This window comes from Massilia atriviolacea (assembly GCF_003953935.1).
GTDB classification, from domain to species: Bacteria; Pseudomonadota; Gammaproteobacteria; order Burkholderiales; family Burkholderiaceae_D; genus Telluria_A; species Telluria_A atriviolacea.
In genome coordinates this window covers 121,894-137,391 of the sequence record NZ_RXLQ01000007.1, presented here as the reverse complement: position 1 = coordinate 137,391, position 15,498 = coordinate 121,894, and the positions used below count along the sequence as shown (strand labels likewise).

The 15,498-nt window shown below is 67.0% G+C and carries 10 protein-coding genes and 2 tRNA genes; 5 read left to right on the top strand and 7 right to left on the bottom strand.

The features are described from left to right. Positions 1-89: 89 nt before the first annotated feature. The gene (locus EJB06_RS14685) at positions 90-2,369 is read left to right on the top strand and encodes a YgiQ family radical SAM protein (RefSeq protein WP_126074781.1); all 2,280 of its coding nucleotides are present in this window, start codon (positions 90-92) and stop codon (positions 2,367-2,369) included. A gap of 298 nt (positions 2,370-2,667) precedes the next feature. Continuing rightward, positions 2,668-5,475, top strand: a complete 2,808-nt coding sequence (locus tag EJB06_RS14680; protein WP_126074780.1) for an EAL domain-containing protein — start codon at positions 2,668-2,670, stop codon at positions 5,473-5,475. Positions 5,476-5,600: 125 nt separating this feature from the next. Here EJB06_RS14680 and EJB06_RS14675 read toward each other — a convergent pair whose 3' ends face one another. Together EJB06_RS14675 and EJB06_RS14670 are read right to left on the bottom strand one after the other, a co-directional pair. Next, positions 5,601-6,719, bottom strand: a complete 1,119-nt coding sequence (locus tag EJB06_RS14675; RefSeq protein ID WP_126074779.1) for an AI-2E family transporter — start codon at positions 6,717-6,719, stop codon at positions 5,601-5,603. Continuing rightward, positions 6,716-7,198 carry a cyclic nucleotide-binding domain-containing protein gene (locus EJB06_RS14670; RefSeq protein ID WP_126074778.1) on the bottom strand — a complete coding sequence of 161 codons (483 nt, stop codon included), beginning with the start codon at positions 7,196-7,198 and terminating at the stop codon, positions 6,716-6,718. Before EJB06_RS14670 ends, EJB06_RS14675 begins: the two co-directional genes overlap by 4 nt. Positions 7,199-7,435: 237 nt before the next feature. Here EJB06_RS14670 and EJB06_RS14665 point away from each other — a divergent pair, with 237 nt between their 5' ends. Beyond that, the gene (locus tag EJB06_RS14665) at positions 7,436-8,596 is read left to right on the top strand and encodes a GGDEF domain-containing protein (protein WP_126074777.1); all 1,161 of its coding nucleotides are present in this window, start codon (positions 7,436-7,438) and stop codon (positions 8,594-8,596) included. A gap of 81 nt (positions 8,597-8,677) precedes the next feature. Here the strand turns inward: EJB06_RS14665 and EJB06_RS14660 are convergent, their stop codons facing one another. From EJB06_RS14660 to EJB06_RS14640, 5 genes are all read right to left on the bottom strand, one after another. Further along, complete coding sequence (locus EJB06_RS14660) at positions 8,678-9,313, bottom strand: ABC transporter ATP-binding protein (protein WP_126074776.1); 636 nt, start codon at positions 9,311-9,313, stop codon at positions 8,678-8,680. Next, positions 9,304-10,389 carry a hypothetical protein gene (locus EJB06_RS14655; RefSeq protein ID WP_126074775.1) on the bottom strand — a complete coding sequence of 362 codons (1,086 nt, stop codon included), beginning with the start codon at positions 10,387-10,389 and terminating at the stop codon, positions 9,304-9,306. Before EJB06_RS14655 ends, EJB06_RS14660 begins: the two co-directional genes overlap by 10 nt. A gap of 76 nt (positions 10,390-10,465) precedes the next feature. Continuing rightward, a tRNA-Asp gene (locus tag EJB06_RS14650) sits at positions 10,466-10,542 on the bottom strand. A 48-nt stretch (positions 10,543-10,590) separates the two neighbouring features. Then, positions 10,591-10,666, bottom strand: a tRNA-Val gene (locus EJB06_RS14645). 151 nt (positions 10,667-10,817) lie between these two features. Further along, positions 10,818-12,947 (bottom strand): S9 family peptidase, encoded by a 2,130-nt coding sequence (locus tag EJB06_RS14640; protein WP_229427091.1) that lies wholly within the window; start codon positions 12,945-12,947, stop codon positions 10,818-10,820. A gap of 104 nt (positions 12,948-13,051) precedes the next feature. Here EJB06_RS14640 and EJB06_RS14635 point away from each other — a divergent pair, with 104 nt between their 5' ends. After that, positions 13,052-14,359 (top strand): glycerate kinase type-2 family protein, encoded by a 1,308-nt coding sequence (locus tag EJB06_RS14635; RefSeq protein WP_126074773.1) that lies wholly within the window; start codon positions 13,052-13,054, stop codon positions 14,357-14,359. Between the two features lie 130 nt (positions 14,360-14,489). Further along, complete coding sequence (locus EJB06_RS14630) at positions 14,490-15,344, top strand: helix-turn-helix domain-containing protein (protein WP_126074772.1); 855 nt, start codon at positions 14,490-14,492, stop codon at positions 15,342-15,344. Positions 15,345-15,498 lie beyond the last annotated feature (154 nt).

The window sequence follows — 15,498 nt, the reverse complement described above, 5'->3', positions numbered from 1 at the left end:
GAAACATAAGACGTTTTTTCGCTGCAAACACCCTTGAAAAAGGGTGGGGCCGAGTTGTTCCGGAAGGTTTTCCGGTACAATACCGCCCAATGAACTCCCCAACCAATCTGTTTGCGACCGTCCCGAAACGGTCTAGCCGCGCTCCCGCTGCGCCTTTCCTTCCCATGTCCCGCGCCGAAATGGCCGCCCTGGGCTGGGATTCGTGCGACGTCATCCTCGTGACGGGCGACGCCTACATCGACCATCCGAGTTTCGGCATGGCCCTGGTCGGCCGCCTGCTGGAAGCGCAAGGCTTCCGGGTCGGCATCATCGCCCAGCCGGACTGGCTCTCGGCCGACGCCTTCCGCGTGCTCGGCAAACCGAACCTGTACTTCGGCGTCACGGCCGGCAATATGGACTCGATGGTCAACCGCTACACGGCCGACCGCAAGATCCGCTCCGACGACGCCTACACGCCCAACGGCGAGCCCAACAAGCGCCCGGACCGCACCGTCACCGTGTACGCCCAGCGCGCGCGCGAAGCCTTTCCCGACGTGCCGGTCATCATCGGCAGTATCGAAGCCTCGCTGCGCCGCATCGCCCACTACGATTACTGGTCCGACAAGGTGCGCCGTTCGGTGCTGCCCGATTCCAAGGCCGACATGCTGCTGTTCGGTAACGCCGAACGCGCCCTGGTCGACCTGACCCACCGCTTGGCAAGCGGCGAAAACATCAGGGATATCCGCGACCTGCGCGGCACCGCCTTCATGGTGCCGTCCGGCTGGCTGCCGGGCGAGGACTGGGGCGTGCACAATTCGACCCGGGTCGACGTGCCCGGCAAGATCGATGCCCACCACGACCCGTACGCGATGGCCCAGGAAGACAAGAGCGCCTGCGCCACCGACAATGCCCAGCCGAAGGAAGTGATCAAGCCGATCCGCATCATGTCGCGCGAAGAACGCCTGGCCATGGCCAAGGAAAAGCACAACAAGACCGTGGTGCGCCTGCCGTCCTACGAAACGGTGAGCACCGATCCGGTGATGTACGCGCACACCTCGCGCGTGTTCCACCTCGAATCGAACCCCGGCAATGCGCGCGCGATGGTGCAGGCGCACGGCGAACGCGACGTCTGGCTCAATCCGCCGCCGCTGCCGCTGGCCATGGACGAGATGGACGGCGTGTACGACATGAACTACGCGCGCGCCCCGCACCCGAGCTACGGCAAGGCCAAGATTCCGGCCTGGGACATGATCCGCTTTTCGGTCAACATCATGCGCGGCTGCTTCGGCGGCTGCACCTTCTGCTCGATCACCGAGCACGAAGGACGGATCATCCAGAGCCGTTCCGAACCGTCGATCCTGCGCGAAATCGAGCACATCCGCGACAAGACCAAGGGTTTCACCGGCACCATTTCGGACATGGGCGGGCCGACCGCGAACATGTACCGGCTGGCCTGCAAGGACAAGGAAATCGAAGTGTCCTGCCGCCGCCTGTCGTGCGTGTACCCGACCATCTGCGTCAACCTCGGCACCGACCACAGCAAGCTGATTTCGCTGTACCGCAAGGCGCGCGCGATTCCTGGCATCAAGAAAGTGCTGATCAGTTCGGGCCTGCGCTACGACCTGGCCGTGCGGTCGCCGGAATACGTCAAGGAACTGGTAACCCACCACGTGGGCGGCCTGCTCAAGATCGCGCCCGAGCATACCGAAGAAGGCACCTTGTCGAAGATGATGAAGCCGGGCATCGGCGCCTACGACGAATTCAAGGAAATGTTCGACCGTTTCTCGCTGGAAGCCGGCAAGAAGCAGTACCTGATTCCTTACTTCATCGCGGCGCATCCGGGCACGACCGATGAAGACATGCTCAACCTGGCGCTGTGGCTGAAGAAAAACAACTTCAAGCTCGACCAGGTGCAGACCTTCATGCCGACGCCGATGGCGATGGCCACCACCATGTACCATTCGCGCAAGAATCCGCTGAAAAAAGTGACGGCCGATTCCGAAATCGTGGAAACCGCCAAGAGCGGCAAGGTGCGCCGTTCGCACAAGGCCTTCCTGCGCTACCAGGACCCGGCCAACTGGCCGATCCTGCGCGAAACGCTGGTGAAGATGGGCCGTGGCGACCTGATCGGTAATGGCGACAAGCACCTGGTGCCGAGCTGGCAGGCGTCGGAAGACGGCGGGTTAGCTGCGGGCGAGCGCAAGCGCCAGACCTCGGGGGCGGGCACGCTCGACAAGTTCGTGGCGGCGCCCAAGCGCAAGACCGAACGCGCGCTGGCGCCGTCGCCGTTCATCGCGCCGGAATCGAAGGTGCGGCCGTCGATCCTGGCCACCATCAAGACCAAGCCGAAGGCCGCGCCGGCAGCCAAGGCCGGGGCGCGCCGCAAGTAAGGGCGGCAGTTCGCCGCCAATCGCAGCCGCCTTCGGTTCAATGCCTTGCCTGATGCGGGTTGAGATCACAACCCGCAAAACGTTTTTCCCGCCTTTGCGGGAACGACGTTCTTGGGGTGGAGGCGGTCACGGCATGCTGCGAGCGCAAATCCCTCCCACCGCCGCTGTCGCCATCGCTTTTGCAACACCCCCTGTTGTGCCACGCACACAGTTCGCATTTTCCGCTGTCCCGGCCGGGAAGGTCAGTACAATCGCTTCATACGTTGCTTTTGTGCACACCTAGCCGTGTGACCGACCGATGACCCGACTCCCCCTGGCCCGCCGCCTGTCGACGGCTTTTGCCTTGGCAATTGCCATGTGCATCGCCGCGCCCGCCCACGCGCGCGACAGGGTCACCCTCCAGCTCAAGCACACCCACCAGTTCCAGTTCGCCGGCTACTACGCCGCCCTCGAAAAAGGCTTTTACCGCGACGCCGGCCTCGACGTCCACATCGCCGAAGGCACCGACGGCAACGAACCCGAACGCAACGTCAGCGCCGGCAAGGCCGAATTCGGCGTCGGCAGCAGCAGCCTGCTGCTGGCGCGCCTGGCCGGCAAGCCGCTGGTGGTGCTGGGCGTGGTGTTCCAGCATTCGCCCTACGTGCTGCTGGTGCGCAAAAGCGAGGAGCGGCCCGACATCCGCAGCCTCAAGGGCAAGCGCGTCATGATCGGCTCGCTCACGGACGAACTCACCCAGGCCGACGAACTGATCGCCTACCTGAACAAGGAAGGCGTGCCCCCCAAGAGCCTGGTGCGGGTCGAGCACAGCTTCAACCCGGACGACCTGGTCAAGGGCAAGGTCGACGCCTACTCGGCCTACATCACCAACGAGCCCGATTACCTGGACCGCCTCGGCTTCGCCTACGACGTGCACAGCCCGCGCGAAGCGGGCATCGATTTCTACGGCGACAACCTGTTTACCAGCGAGCGCCAGATCGCCGCCCACCCGGAACGCGTGCGCGCCTTCCGCGCCGCCAGCATGAAGGGCTGGGCCTACGCCATGGCCAACCAGGGCGAAATCGCCGACCTGATCCTGTCCAAGTACACCCGCCGCCACGACCGCCAGCACCTGCTGTTCGAAGCGCGCCAGATGGAGCCGCTGGTGCAGCCGGTGCTGGTCGAAATCGGCTACATGAATCCGGACCGCTGGCGCCACATCGCCGATATCTACGCCGACCTGGGCATGTTGCCGCGCAATGCGTCCTTCGACGGCTTCATGTACAGCACCGACCCGGCGGCCAGCTACCTGACCTGGCTGTACCGCTCGCTGCTGGCGGCCGGCCTGCTGCTGGTCGGCGGCGCGGCGGTGCACGTGTCGCTGCTGGCGCGCGAACGGCGCCGCGCGCAGGAAAGCATCCGCCAGGGCGAACTGCGCTTTCGCACCATGTTCGAAGAAGCGCCGATGGGCATCGCCCTGATCGATTCGGCCAGCGGCCAGTTCAAGGACATCAACCCGCGCTTCGCCCAGATCAGCGGACGTTCGCCGGAAGAACTCAAGCGCGGGCGCTGCGACGACATCACCCATCCCGACGACGTGGCCAGCGAGGCGGCGCGCATGGCGCAGCTGGGCGCGGGCGGCATCACCGGTTTCAAGAGCGCGCGCCGCCTGCTGCGTCCCGACGGCAGCGTGGTCTGGGTCGACATGTCGATCGCCGCCATCGATGCCCCGGCCGACGCCGCGCACCACCTGTGCATGATCGAGGATGTGACCGAAAAGAAGACCTCGGAAGCGCTGATCTGGCAGCAGGCCAATTTCGACCCGCTCACGCAGCTGCCCAACCGGCGCATGTTCCACGACCGCCTGGAGCACGACATCCTGCGCTGCCGGCGCGACGGCACGCGCGTGGCGATCCTGTTCATCGACCTCGATCAGTTCAAGGAAGTCAACGACACGCTCGGCCACCAGCAGGGCGACGTGCTGCTGGTCGACGCCGCGCGCCGCATCAGCGCCTGCGTGCGCGAGTCGGACACGGTGGCGCGCCTGGGCGGCGACGAATTCACCGTGATCCTGCCGCAGCTGGCGGAAACCGGCAGCGTCGGCGCGATCGCGCAAAAGATCCTCGACGTGCTGCAGGCGCCGTTCGCGCTGGGGCAGGAGCAGGCCTACATTTCGGCCAGCGTCGGCATCACCGTGTATCCGGACGACGCGCGCGACATCGACGACCTGCTCAAGCACGCCGACCAGGCCATGTACGCGGCCAAGGACGCCGGGCGCAACCGCTTCAGCTACTTCACGCCGGCGCTGCAGGTGGCGGCCATCAACCGCATGCGCATGACCAACGACCTGCGCAGCGCCCTCAAGGGCGGCCAGTTCCGCGTCTACTTCCAGCCGATCGTGCACCTGCGCAGCGGGAAGATCCACAAGGCCGAAGCCCTGATCCGCTGGGAGCACCCGCAGCGCGGCCTGGTAAGCCCCCTGGAATTCATTCCGCTGGCCGAGTCGAGCGGCTTGATTCTCGATATCGGCGAGTGGGTGTTCAAGGAATCGGCGCGCTGGGCCAGCCTGTGGCGGCGCGAGCACCATCCCGAATTCCAGGTCAGCGTGAACCAGTCGCCGCTCGAATTCCAGCGCGAAGGCAAGGGTTACGAAGGCTGGCTGGCGCACCTGCGCGAGCTCGGCCTGTCGGGCCAGGCGGTGGTGGTGGAGATCACCGAAGGCTTGCTGCTCGACGCCAGCAGCGGCGTGACCGACAAGCTGCTGCAGCTGCGCGACGCCGGCATCCAGGTCGCGCTGGACGACTTCGGCACCGGCTACTCCTCGCTCTCGTACCTGAAAAAATTCGATATCGACTACCTGAAGATCGACCGTTCCTTTACCCGCAACCTGGCGCCCGAATCGAGCGACATGGCGCTCTCGGAAGCGATCATCGTCATGGCCCACAAGCTGGGCCTGCGCGTGATCGCCGAAGGAGTCGAGACCGACCGGCAGCGCGAGCTGCTGCTGGCGGCCGGCTGCGACTACGGCCAGGGCTACCTGTTCGCGCGCCCGGTGCCGGCCGAGGAATTCAACGCCATGCTGGTGGCCCAGTCGCGCGCGCTGGCGGCGGCCGCCGCGCAATCGTCCTAGCGCCTGTCCCGGCGGGCCGGCGTCACCCATGCTCGCCAGGCCCCGGCCTGTCTGCGCTCTGCTCCTTGTCCCGGTACGATCTCGCCACATTTCATCATCAACGAATTGCCGACTCGGGACACGAGCTACTTGGCCAGTCCCACGCTGGCCTGCCTGACGCGCAGCGCCATGGCGTTGCGGTGGCGCGCGCGCAGGCGCGCATTGGTCACCAGGCAGCCGAGCGTCTCGCCCACCACCATCACCACGCCGAGCAGCGGCAGTACCAGCATCAGCCCCGCCACGCCGGCCAGCGAGCCGCCCACGAAGATCATCAGCACCGTCATCAGCGGATGGATCTGCAGGCTGCGCCCGAGCGTGAGCGGCATGAAGATGAAGTCGTCGAGCAGGCGCACCGCCACGAACACGCCGATGGCGCCGTAGCCGATCACCGGATTGGAAGGCGCGTCGGTGGCCGCCACCACCACCACCATGATGCAGCCGACCACCGAGCCGACGAAGGGCACCCAGGCCAGGATCGCCGAAATGAGCGCCAGCGCCAGCGGCGAGGACACGCCGATCAGCCACAGCCCGAGCGAGAGCATGATGGTGTCGATCACGGTCAGCTTGATCAGGCCCTGGAAGTAGCGGCGCGCGGTCTGGTCGACTTCGTGCAGCAGGAACAGGGTCTTTTCGAAGAACGCATTCGGCACCGCGCGCGCCAGGAAGCGCTTGAAGCTGGCGCCGTCGCGCAGGAAGAAGAAGGTCAGGAAGGGCGCCAGCAGCAGCGACGGCAGCCAGCCGGCGACCGCCACCAGCAGGCCCGCCAGGTGCTGCTGCGCGAAGTTGTCGGTGAAGGACTTGAAGCGCCGGTTCACCAGGCGCGTCAGCTTCATCTGTTCGAGCACCGGGAATTTCTGCTCCAGCAGCTGCATCGTGTTGCGCACGAAGGTCACGCCGCCTTCCAGGTAATGCCCGAGCAGCGCCTGCCACGATTCTTCCGGCACCGCCACGTACGAGAACACCAGCACCAGCACCAGCGAAATGGCCGCCACGAAGCCGCCGCCGACGGTCAGCGCGGCCAGGTCCTGGCCGACGCCGGCGCGGATCAGGCGCTGCATGGGCGCGAGCAGGATGTAGTACAGGACCGTGCCGAAGATGAAGGGAATGGCCAGCCACAGCATGTGCTCGAGCAGGATCAGGAGCAGGCAGGTGACTGCAATGATGCCGCACCAGACCACCGGTCCGGCGCGTTCGCGCGAGGTCATAAGGCTTCCACCTGCGGGCTGCCGCCCATCCAGTCGCGCAGGCGCTGGCCGACCAGGCGCGCCAGGGTCAGCGAAATCTTATAGCCGATCACGGCGTCGGTTTCCATCAGGCCCAGGAAGTCGGCGCGGAAGAACACCGCCAGCTCGCAGTTTTCCATCGCGCGCGCCTGCGCCGTGCGCGGCGAGTCGTCCAGCAGCGCCATGTCGCCGAACACGCTGCCCGGCCCCAGTTCGGACACCACCATGAAGGCGCTGCCCTGGGCGCGGCTGATCGCCACCTTGCCCGAGGTGACCAGGTACAGCGCCTGGCCTTCCTCGCCCTGGTCGAAGACGATTTCGTCGAGCAGGTAGCGGCGCTCGTGCATCAGGCCATCGACGATCTTCAGTTCGAGCGGGGTCAGGGAATTGAACAGGACCGAACTTTTGAGGCGGTGCAGGCGGGGCGACAGCGGCGGCGATTTCAAAAAACCAAAGATCAAGGTAACTCCAGAGGGGGGAAATGACACGCACGAGCTCGATTATGCGCCCATGCGGCGCCCTGTGTGCCAGGCGTGCATGCTTTCCATAATTTTGCCACAGTAAGTACGGAGGCGATAAGTAGTGTAGTATGATGCCACACGGTAACATCTATTAGAATTTATACATTCTTGCTCCGGCCCAGCGATCGCGCTGGACAAGCCGCGGGCGGGCCATGCTTCATCCCCGGGGAACGCGCAGTGATCGATATCAAGACCTTCATGTTGGTACTGGCCGTCGGCAATATTGCCTTCGCCATGCTGATGGCGGGTTACGCGCGTTCCGGCGCCGTCCATCCGGCCATGCGGACGTGGAAGTGGGCCAAGCTGGTGCAGGGCGTGGCCAACCTGCTGGCCTACCTGCAAAGCGACGCCGCCCCGCTGTGGATGGGCGTGGGCGGGGCCTCGGTGCTGGTGCTGGGCATCGCGATGGAAGCGGCGGCGTACTGCACCTTTTTCGGCTTCCAGCGCTGGCGCCGGATCCTGTTTCCCCTGACCGCGCTGGCGCTGCTGCTGTATCACCTGGCGCCGCTGGCCGGCGCCGGCGCGCGCGAGCTGGGCGTGATGCTGTCGCTGATGGTCGCGCTGTTCAGCGGCGCGATGGCGGCCGCGCTGCTGCGCCCCGGACGCGAGGCGTCGGCCCTGCAGCGCATCATCGGCATCAACAACCTGGTGTTCTCGGCGGCGATGGCGCTGCGCGCCTGCTTCAGCCATGCCAGCCTGGGCGTGGTCGGCGGCGCGCCGGGCGTGGTGCAAGGCGTGGCCTATATCGCCGGCTACCTGCTCATGATCGTCAACGGCTTCGGCTTCCTGCTGCTGTGCAAGGAGAAGGACGACCGCGCCATGGCGCTCTTGGCCACCATCGACAGCCTCACGGGCCTGGTCAACCGGCGCGCCTTCTTCGAACGCACCGAGAGCGCGCGCATGCTGGCCGCGCGCCTGGGCAGCCCGGTCGCGCTGATGATGCTCGACCTGGACCACTTCAAGAGCCTCAACGACCGCTTCGGCCACGCCGCCGGCGACCAGGCGCTGTGCGTGTTCAGCGCCACGGCGCAGGCCAGCCTGCGCGAGCATGACATCATGGGCCGGCTCGGCGGCGAGGAATTCGCGCTGGTCATGCCGGGGACCTGCCTGACGGGCGCGCTGCAGGCGGCCGAGCGGCTGCGCCTGGCGGTGCAGGGCGCGCACCTGGCGGGACTGGAGGACGCGTATGCGATGACGGTCAGTATCGGCGTGGTGGCGATCGAGCCGGGCGAACATATCAACGCCGCACTGGCGCGCGCCGATCACGCGCTGTACGCGGCCAAGAGCGCGGGGCGCAACCGGGTCGAGGCGGGGCAGCCGATGCCGCAGTGCGCATAGCCGCCGTTTCCGCAGAGAGGCGCGGGCGCCGTCGTTCCCGCCAGCGCGGGGAAGACGGATTCAAGATGAGCGGCCATGCGTTCAGGGGGCCAGGTCCAGCATGCGCCGCACCGCCACCAGCGGCTCCAGGTGACTGGTCAGCAGCACGCACACATCCTGGCGCGCCCCCAGTTCGCCGAGCTGCCCGCGCAGGTATTCGACCGCCGCCGCATCGAGCCCGTTGAACGGCTCGTCGAGCAGCAGCAGGCGCACCGGCAGGGCCAGCGCCAGCGCCAGCTGCACCTTCTTGTGCTGTCCCAGCGACAGGGTCGACAGCGCCTGGCCGAGGGTTCCCGCCACCCCGAACGCATCGAGCTGGCGCTCGACCAGGCGCGCGTCGGCAGCCGGATACAGGGCCAGGTGCAGGTCGAGCAATTCCTGCACCGCCAGCCACGGCAGATCCGGCAGGTCGCCGCCGCAGTAAAACGCCGCCAGCCGGTACGCCAGCGGCTGCGCCGCGCAATCGATGCCGTCCAGCGCAATGCTGCCCCGGTTGGGCGTGAGCGCGCCGGCCGCCAGCTTGAGCAGGGTGGTCTTGCCCATGCCGTTGGCGCCGCGCAGCCAGGTGATGCCCGGCCCGATGGCCGCCGAAAAACCGGCGAACACCGGGCGCGTATCGAAATGAAAATGCACGCCCGCGATGCGCAGCAGCGGACCGTCCTTCTGTTCTACTGCCATAGTTCGCTCCCCACCGCCGTCAACACCAGAATCTGCACCACCACCAAACCCACCCGCGCGCGTGGCGTAAAGCGCGGAATCGCCACCAGCAGCAGTTGCGCCACGCAGCCGAGCAGCAGGTACACGCGGCCGGCCGGACGCGTCCACACTCCATGCGGCAGGCCGCCGGCGAACACGATCGCCAGCACCAGCAGCGCGGGCAGCAGGGCAAACGCGCGCGCCGCCAGTTCCAGCGCGCGCGCCTGCAGCGGCCAGGCCGCGATGAGCGGGCGCAGCGCGCCGATCTGCTCGCGCACGGCCTTGTCGCCACGGTCGGTGAGCAGCACCATCAGCGCACTGGTGGCCAGCGCCAGGAGCGCGCGCGCGATGCCGGGCGGCGCCTGCATCCACGGCAGCGCCGAGCCCACGGCCGCCGCCAGCATCAGGCTTTGCTGGCGCCCCACCATGTTCTCGTTGCGCCAGAAGGGTAGCCAGAACAGGCGATGCCACAGCATCGGCACGCGCCATCGCCACTGGCGCGCCGCATAGCGCAGCGGCGGCGGCGCCAGGCGGCGCTGCCAGCGCGCGCTGGCCGGGGCGCGGCGCGCGCGCAGCCACAGCAGCGCGACCGTGCAGGCGTAGGAGAGCAGCAGCGAGAACAGCGTGCCGAGCACGCCGCGCACAGGCAGCAGCCAGTCGGGCCGCTGCCACAGCCAGATGGCCGCCGACACCGCGTACAACAGCGCCAGCGGGCCGACCATCATCGCGGCCACCTGGGCATCGGCCGCCAGCCGCGTGGACGGCGGCACCGGCAGGCGGCGCAGCCAGTACACCACGTCGAGCGGCAGCACGCGCTTGCGCACCAGCAGCGCCGGCAGCGCCATCGCCAGGCCGTGCGCGAGCAGCAGGCCGATGGCGGGCAACCCGGCTTGCGAGGCGGCGTACATGGGGGGCAGGGCGGCCAGCGCGAACAGGCCGAGGACCACCTGGGCGAACACCAGCAGCAGGATCTCGGCCGAACTTTTCAGGCTGGCGGCAAAGCGCCGGAACGCGTGGATGGCGAGGCGGCGGCGAAACGTGACGTAGGCGTGGGCCAAGGCGGTTCCGAAGATGAAGGCAAAACCAAAGGGGGAATAGAAAAAGGGCCCGACGAATCGGGCCCTTTCTTGATGCTGGCGGAGCGGACGGGACTCGAACCCGCGACCCCCGACGTGACAGGCCGGTATGCTAACCAACTGAACTACCACTCCGTGTTACTCTGATCGGTACTGCTGATCATGATGCACCGTCTCTGATGGTGGTGGGTGCTGAGAGGCTCGAACTCCCGACCCGCGCCTTGTAAGGGCGCTGCTCTACCAACTGAGCTAAGCACCCGAAAACTTCGCTTACCTCAGAGACTGCATCCGACGTTTGTCACCACGTCTGAAGAGGCACGAATCATATCCAGAGTTCGGGAAGTGCGCAAGGGTTTTTGCGAAAAAAGTGAAAAATCCCGCAAACATCCCGCGCGCGCCCGGTCCGCCGATTACTCCTTGATGCCCCACTGCGACAGCATCCACGCCATGTTGAAGGCGCCTTCCTTGACCGCGTTGTAACGCCCCGAGGCGCCACCGTGGCCGGCGCCCATGTTCGTCTTGAGCAGCAGCTGGTTGCTGTCGGTCTTGTGCGCGCGCAGCTTGGCGACGTACTTGGCGGGCTCCCAGTACATCACCTGGCTGTCGTTCAGGCCCGTGGTCACCAGCATCGCCGGATAGGCCTTGCGCTCGATGTTATCGTACGGCGAATAGCTGCGCATGTAGTCGTAGGCCGCCTTCTCGGTCGGGTTGCCCCATTCGAGGTACTCGCCGGTGGTCAGGGGCAGGGTGGCGTCCATCATGGTATTCATCACGTCCACGAACGGCACGGCCGCGTGCACGCCGCGGAACAGCTCCGGACGCAGGTTGACCACGGCGCCCATCAGCAGGCCGCCGGCGCTGCCGCCCTGGATCACCAGGCGATTCGGGCTGGTCCACTTTTCCTTGACCAGGAAGTCGGCCGCGTCGATGAAGTCGTAGAAGGTGTTCTTCTTTTTCATCAGCATGCCGTCGTCATGCCAGGCCTGGCCCATGTCGGTGCCGCCGCGGATGTGCGCCTGCACCACGATCACGCCGCGTTCCAGCAGGCTCAGACGCCCGATCGAGAAATTCGCTTCCGTCGGAATCCCGTAGGAACCGTAGGACGTGAGCAGCATCGGCGCGCTGCCGTCGAACTTCACGCCCTTCTTGTAGACCGCCGACAGCGGCACCCTGGCGCCGTCGCGCGCGGTCACCCACAGGCGGCGGCTTTCGAAGCGGCTCGCATCGTAGCCGCCCACCACCTCGACGCGCTTGAGGACCGTGCGCGCGCCGCTGGCCATGTCGACGTCGAGCACCGTCGACGGCGTCACCGGCGACTGGTACGCCATGCGGTAGCTGGTGGCGTCGTAGGCGGGCGTGCGCATGCGCGTGGCCATGTAGACCGGATCGTCGAATTGCACCGTCTTCCACGATTTGTTCTTGAAGTTGTAGATGCGCGCGCGGTTGAGCGCATTCGATTTTTCCATCACCACCAGAAAGTCGCGGAAGGCGTCGACTTCGCGCACCATGACCGCCTTGTCGTGCCTGACCAGCTCCTTCCAGTGTGCGGGGCCCGGGGTGGCCAGCGGCGCGCGCACCAGGCGGAAGTTCCTGGCATCCTTGTTGGTCGTGATGAACAACTCGCCGTTGCGGTGTTCGACCCCGTAGCGGTGGCCTTTTTCGCGTCCCAGCACCGTGCGGAAGGCGCCCAGCGGCTTGTCGGCCGCCAGCAGGCGCGTTTCGCTGGTGTCGGTCGCACCCATGTCGAGCATGATGAACTTGCCGTCGCGCGAGGTTTCCACCTGTACGCTGAACTGCTCGACCGGCTCGTGGTACACCTCGACCGGGGCGCTGCCGAGCGTCATGCGGAACAGGCGGTCCGAGCGCTTGGTGGTGGCGTCTTCCTGCACGAAGAAGATGGTCTTGTTGTCCAGCGCCCAGGCCACCGAGGTCACGCGCGGCGCGCTGTCAGGCAGCAGCTTGCCGGTTCTGAGGTCCTTGACGTGCAGTTCGAACTGGCGGAAACCGGTGGTATCGGTGAGGTACACCATCAGCGCGCCGTCGGGGCTGACGAAGGTGCCGGCGACGGCGAAGAACTTGTGGCCTTCGGCCATCTCGTTCTGGTTCAACAGGATTTCCTCGGGCGCCTTGTCGTCATAGGCCAGCCTGGCCCCGGCCGGGCGGCGGCAATTGATCGGGTACTGCTTGCCCGCTTCGAAGCGGGTGTAATAGTAGTAGTTGCCGATCCGCGCCGGCACCGACAGGTCCACTTCCTGCATGCGGCCCTTGACCTCGGCGAACAGCTTGTCGGCCAGCGGCGCGATATCGGCCGTCACCGCTTCGGTGTAGGCGTTTTCGGCGTTCAGGTAAGCGATGACCTTGGGGTCGTCCTTCTTTTGCAGCCAGCGGTAGTCGTCGGTGACGACGTCGCCGTGGCGCGTCTCCTGCCACGCGGCGGTCGCTGCCACGGGCGGCGCCGCGCTGTCGGCGGCAAAGGCGGGAAGGGTGCTGCTCATGGCGATCGTCAGTGCGGTGAGAATGGCGGGGATCTGGGTTGGCACGAATACTCCTGATAGATATTTTTGTGTCAATATCATAGGCCAGACGGCGTCAAAAAAGATAGCTCTTTCGCGCCGCCCTTGCCACCCACAGACCGAGAACCGCGATGAACCCTGACAGATCGCAGCGCAGCCGGCCGCACGAGCTGCTTATGCAACTATTCCACAGCGCGCTGGCGGCGGTCGACCCGCTGGCCGTGCTGGCGCCGCACCTGCCGCCGCCGCCGAAGGGACGCACCATCGTCATCGGCGCCGGCAAGGCGGCCGCGCGCATGGCGCAGGCGGTCGAGCGGCACTGGCAGGGCGAGCTGACAGGCCTGGTGGCCACGCGCTACGGCCATGGCGCGCCGACCCGGCGGATCGAGGTGATCGAGGCGGGTCATCCGGTGCCGGACGAGGCCAGCACCACGGCGGCGCAGCGCATGCTGGCGCTGGTGCGCGGCTTGCGCGAGGACGACCTGGTGCTGTGCCTGATGTCCGGCGGCGGTTCGGCGCTGCTGTCGCTGCCGGCGCCCGGCATCACCCTGGACGACAAGCGCGAACTGACGCGCCGCCTGCTGGCCAGCGGCGCGCCGATCGGCGAGATCAATTGCGTGCGGCGCCACCTGTCGGCGATCAAGGGCGGGCGCCTGGCGCTGGCCTGCCATCCGGCGCGCGTGCTGACCCTGGTGGTGTCCGACGTGCCGGGCGACGATCCGGCGGTGGTGGCGTCCGGGCCGACCATCCCCGACGGCAGCCGCGCGGCCGATGCGCTGGCGCTGCTCGCCAACTACGGCATCGCGGTCTCGCCGGCGGTGCGCGCGGTGCTGGAAGATGCAACGCTGGCCGCGCCGGCGCCAGGCGATGCGCGCCTCGCCGGCAACCGCGCGGTGGTCATCGCCAGCGCCCAGCATGCGCTCGATGCCGCCGCCGCCGCCGCGCGCGCGGCCGGCTATGCGCCGCTGATCCTGAGCGGGTGCATGGAGGGCGAGGCGCGCGAGGTGGCCATCGTCCACGCGGGCATCGCGCGCCAGGTGGCGGCGTACGGGCAGCCGGTGGCCGCGCCTTGCGTGATCCTGTCGGGCGGCGAAACCACGGTCACCGTGCGCGGCCAGGGGCGGGGCGGGCGCAATGCCGAATTCCTGCTGGCGCTGGCCGTCGCCCTCAAGGGCATGGACGGCGTGCATGCGATCGCCTGCGATACCGACGGCATCGACGGCACCGAGGACAACGCCGGCGCGCTGCTCGATCCGGCCTCGCTGGCGCGCGCCGCGCTGGCCGGCGTCGATGCGGGTGCGCGGCTGCGGGACAACGACGGCTACGGCTTTTTCGCCGCGCTGGGCGACCTGGTGGTGACCGGGCCGACCCGCACCAACGTCAACGACTTGCGCGCGATATTGATCGAGCCGGGCGCGGATCGATTACCCGGGAGGTAATCGCCAGGCCTGCGGGGGCGCGCGAGAATCGGGTCAAGCCAGGCAAGCGGGTGAATGCGGATCTGCAGCGCTGTATCGGGGCCGCTCCGGCGCCGGCCGCGCCGCCAACGGGAATCGACAGGAAAACACCATGACCACAGCCAGCCCATCGACTCACGCGCGCGCGTACTTCGGCGACTTTGGCGCCGCGCTGCGCTACTGGCGCGCCAAGCGCGGCTACAGCCAGCTGCATCTGTCCACGGTCAGCGCGGTGTCGCAGCGCCACATCAGCTTCCTCGAAAGCGGGCGCGCCCAGCCCAGCAGGGAACTGATCCTCAAGCTCGGCGTGGCGCTCGACGTGCCGCTCAGGCAGCGCAACATCATGCTGCTGGCCGCCGGTTTCGCGCCGGCCTACCAGGAGCGCACCCTGTCCGACCCCGAACTGGCCGCCGTGCGCCAGGCGCTCGACTTCATGCTGGCCCAGCAGGCGCCATACCCCGCGCTGGTGGTCGACCGCCTGTGGAAGCTGCAACTCCATAACGCGCCCGCGGCCCGCCTGTTCGGCTGGCTGCTCGACCTGCCCGCCGGCCAGCCGATTCCCGGCAACGGGGCCCTCAACGTCCTCAAGCTCATGCTCGACCCGGACGGCCTGCGCCGGTACCTCGTCAACGGGGACGCCGTCTGCGCCGACGCCCTGCACTGGATCCAGCGCGAAGCCATGGGCGACGGTCCTTGCAGCGAAGCGACGGCCCTGCTGGCCGAACTGGCGGCACTGCCCGGCATCGACGCCATCGGCGCGGCAAGCCACGCGCCCAATCTCGACAGGCGCGCGCTGCCGTTTCTGCCGCTCACCATCCGCAAGGACGGCGTCGAACTGAACCTGTTCACGACGATCACCACGATGGGCACGCCGCACGATGTCACGGTGCACGAATTGCGCCTCGAATCCTTTTTCCCCGCCGACGACGCCAGTAAACAGTGGTTTATTGCAAAAAATGTTGCGTGAAGATCACGCGGCGAATGAACTTCCTTGCCATTCACAGCGGTGATCGCTGAAAATACCGGCCATATAAGGTCGGCAACACAGACATCGACAAGATGCGGTGCCGACGGCGTTCATCGCCGCGCGTTGGCAGCATGCGAGTACGTCCAGAAAAAGA

Bases quoted from the DNA above. Each gene is read 5' to 3' on its own strand.
- EJB06_RS14685 (WP_126074781.1), top strand. From the start codon at position 90: ATGAACTCCCCAACCAATCTGTTTGCGACCGTCCCGAAACGGTCTAGC.
- EJB06_RS14680 (WP_126074780.1), top strand. From the start codon at position 2,668: ATGACCCGACTCCCCCTGGCCCGCCGCCTGTCGACGGCTTTTGCCTTG.
- EJB06_RS14675 (WP_126074779.1), bottom strand. From the start codon at position 6,719: ATGACCTCGCGCGAACGCGCCGGACCGGTGGTCTGGTGCGGCATCATT.
- EJB06_RS14660 (WP_126074776.1), bottom strand. From the start codon at position 9,313: ATGGCAGTAGAACAGAAGGACGGTCCGCTGCTGCGCATCGCGGGCGTG.
- EJB06_RS14635 (WP_126074773.1), top strand. From the start codon at position 13,052: ATGAACCCTGACAGATCGCAGCGCAGCCGGCCGCACGAGCTGCTTATG.
- EJB06_RS14630 (WP_126074772.1), top strand. From the start codon at position 14,490: ATGACCACAGCCAGCCCATCGACTCACGCGCGCGCGTACTTCGGCGAC.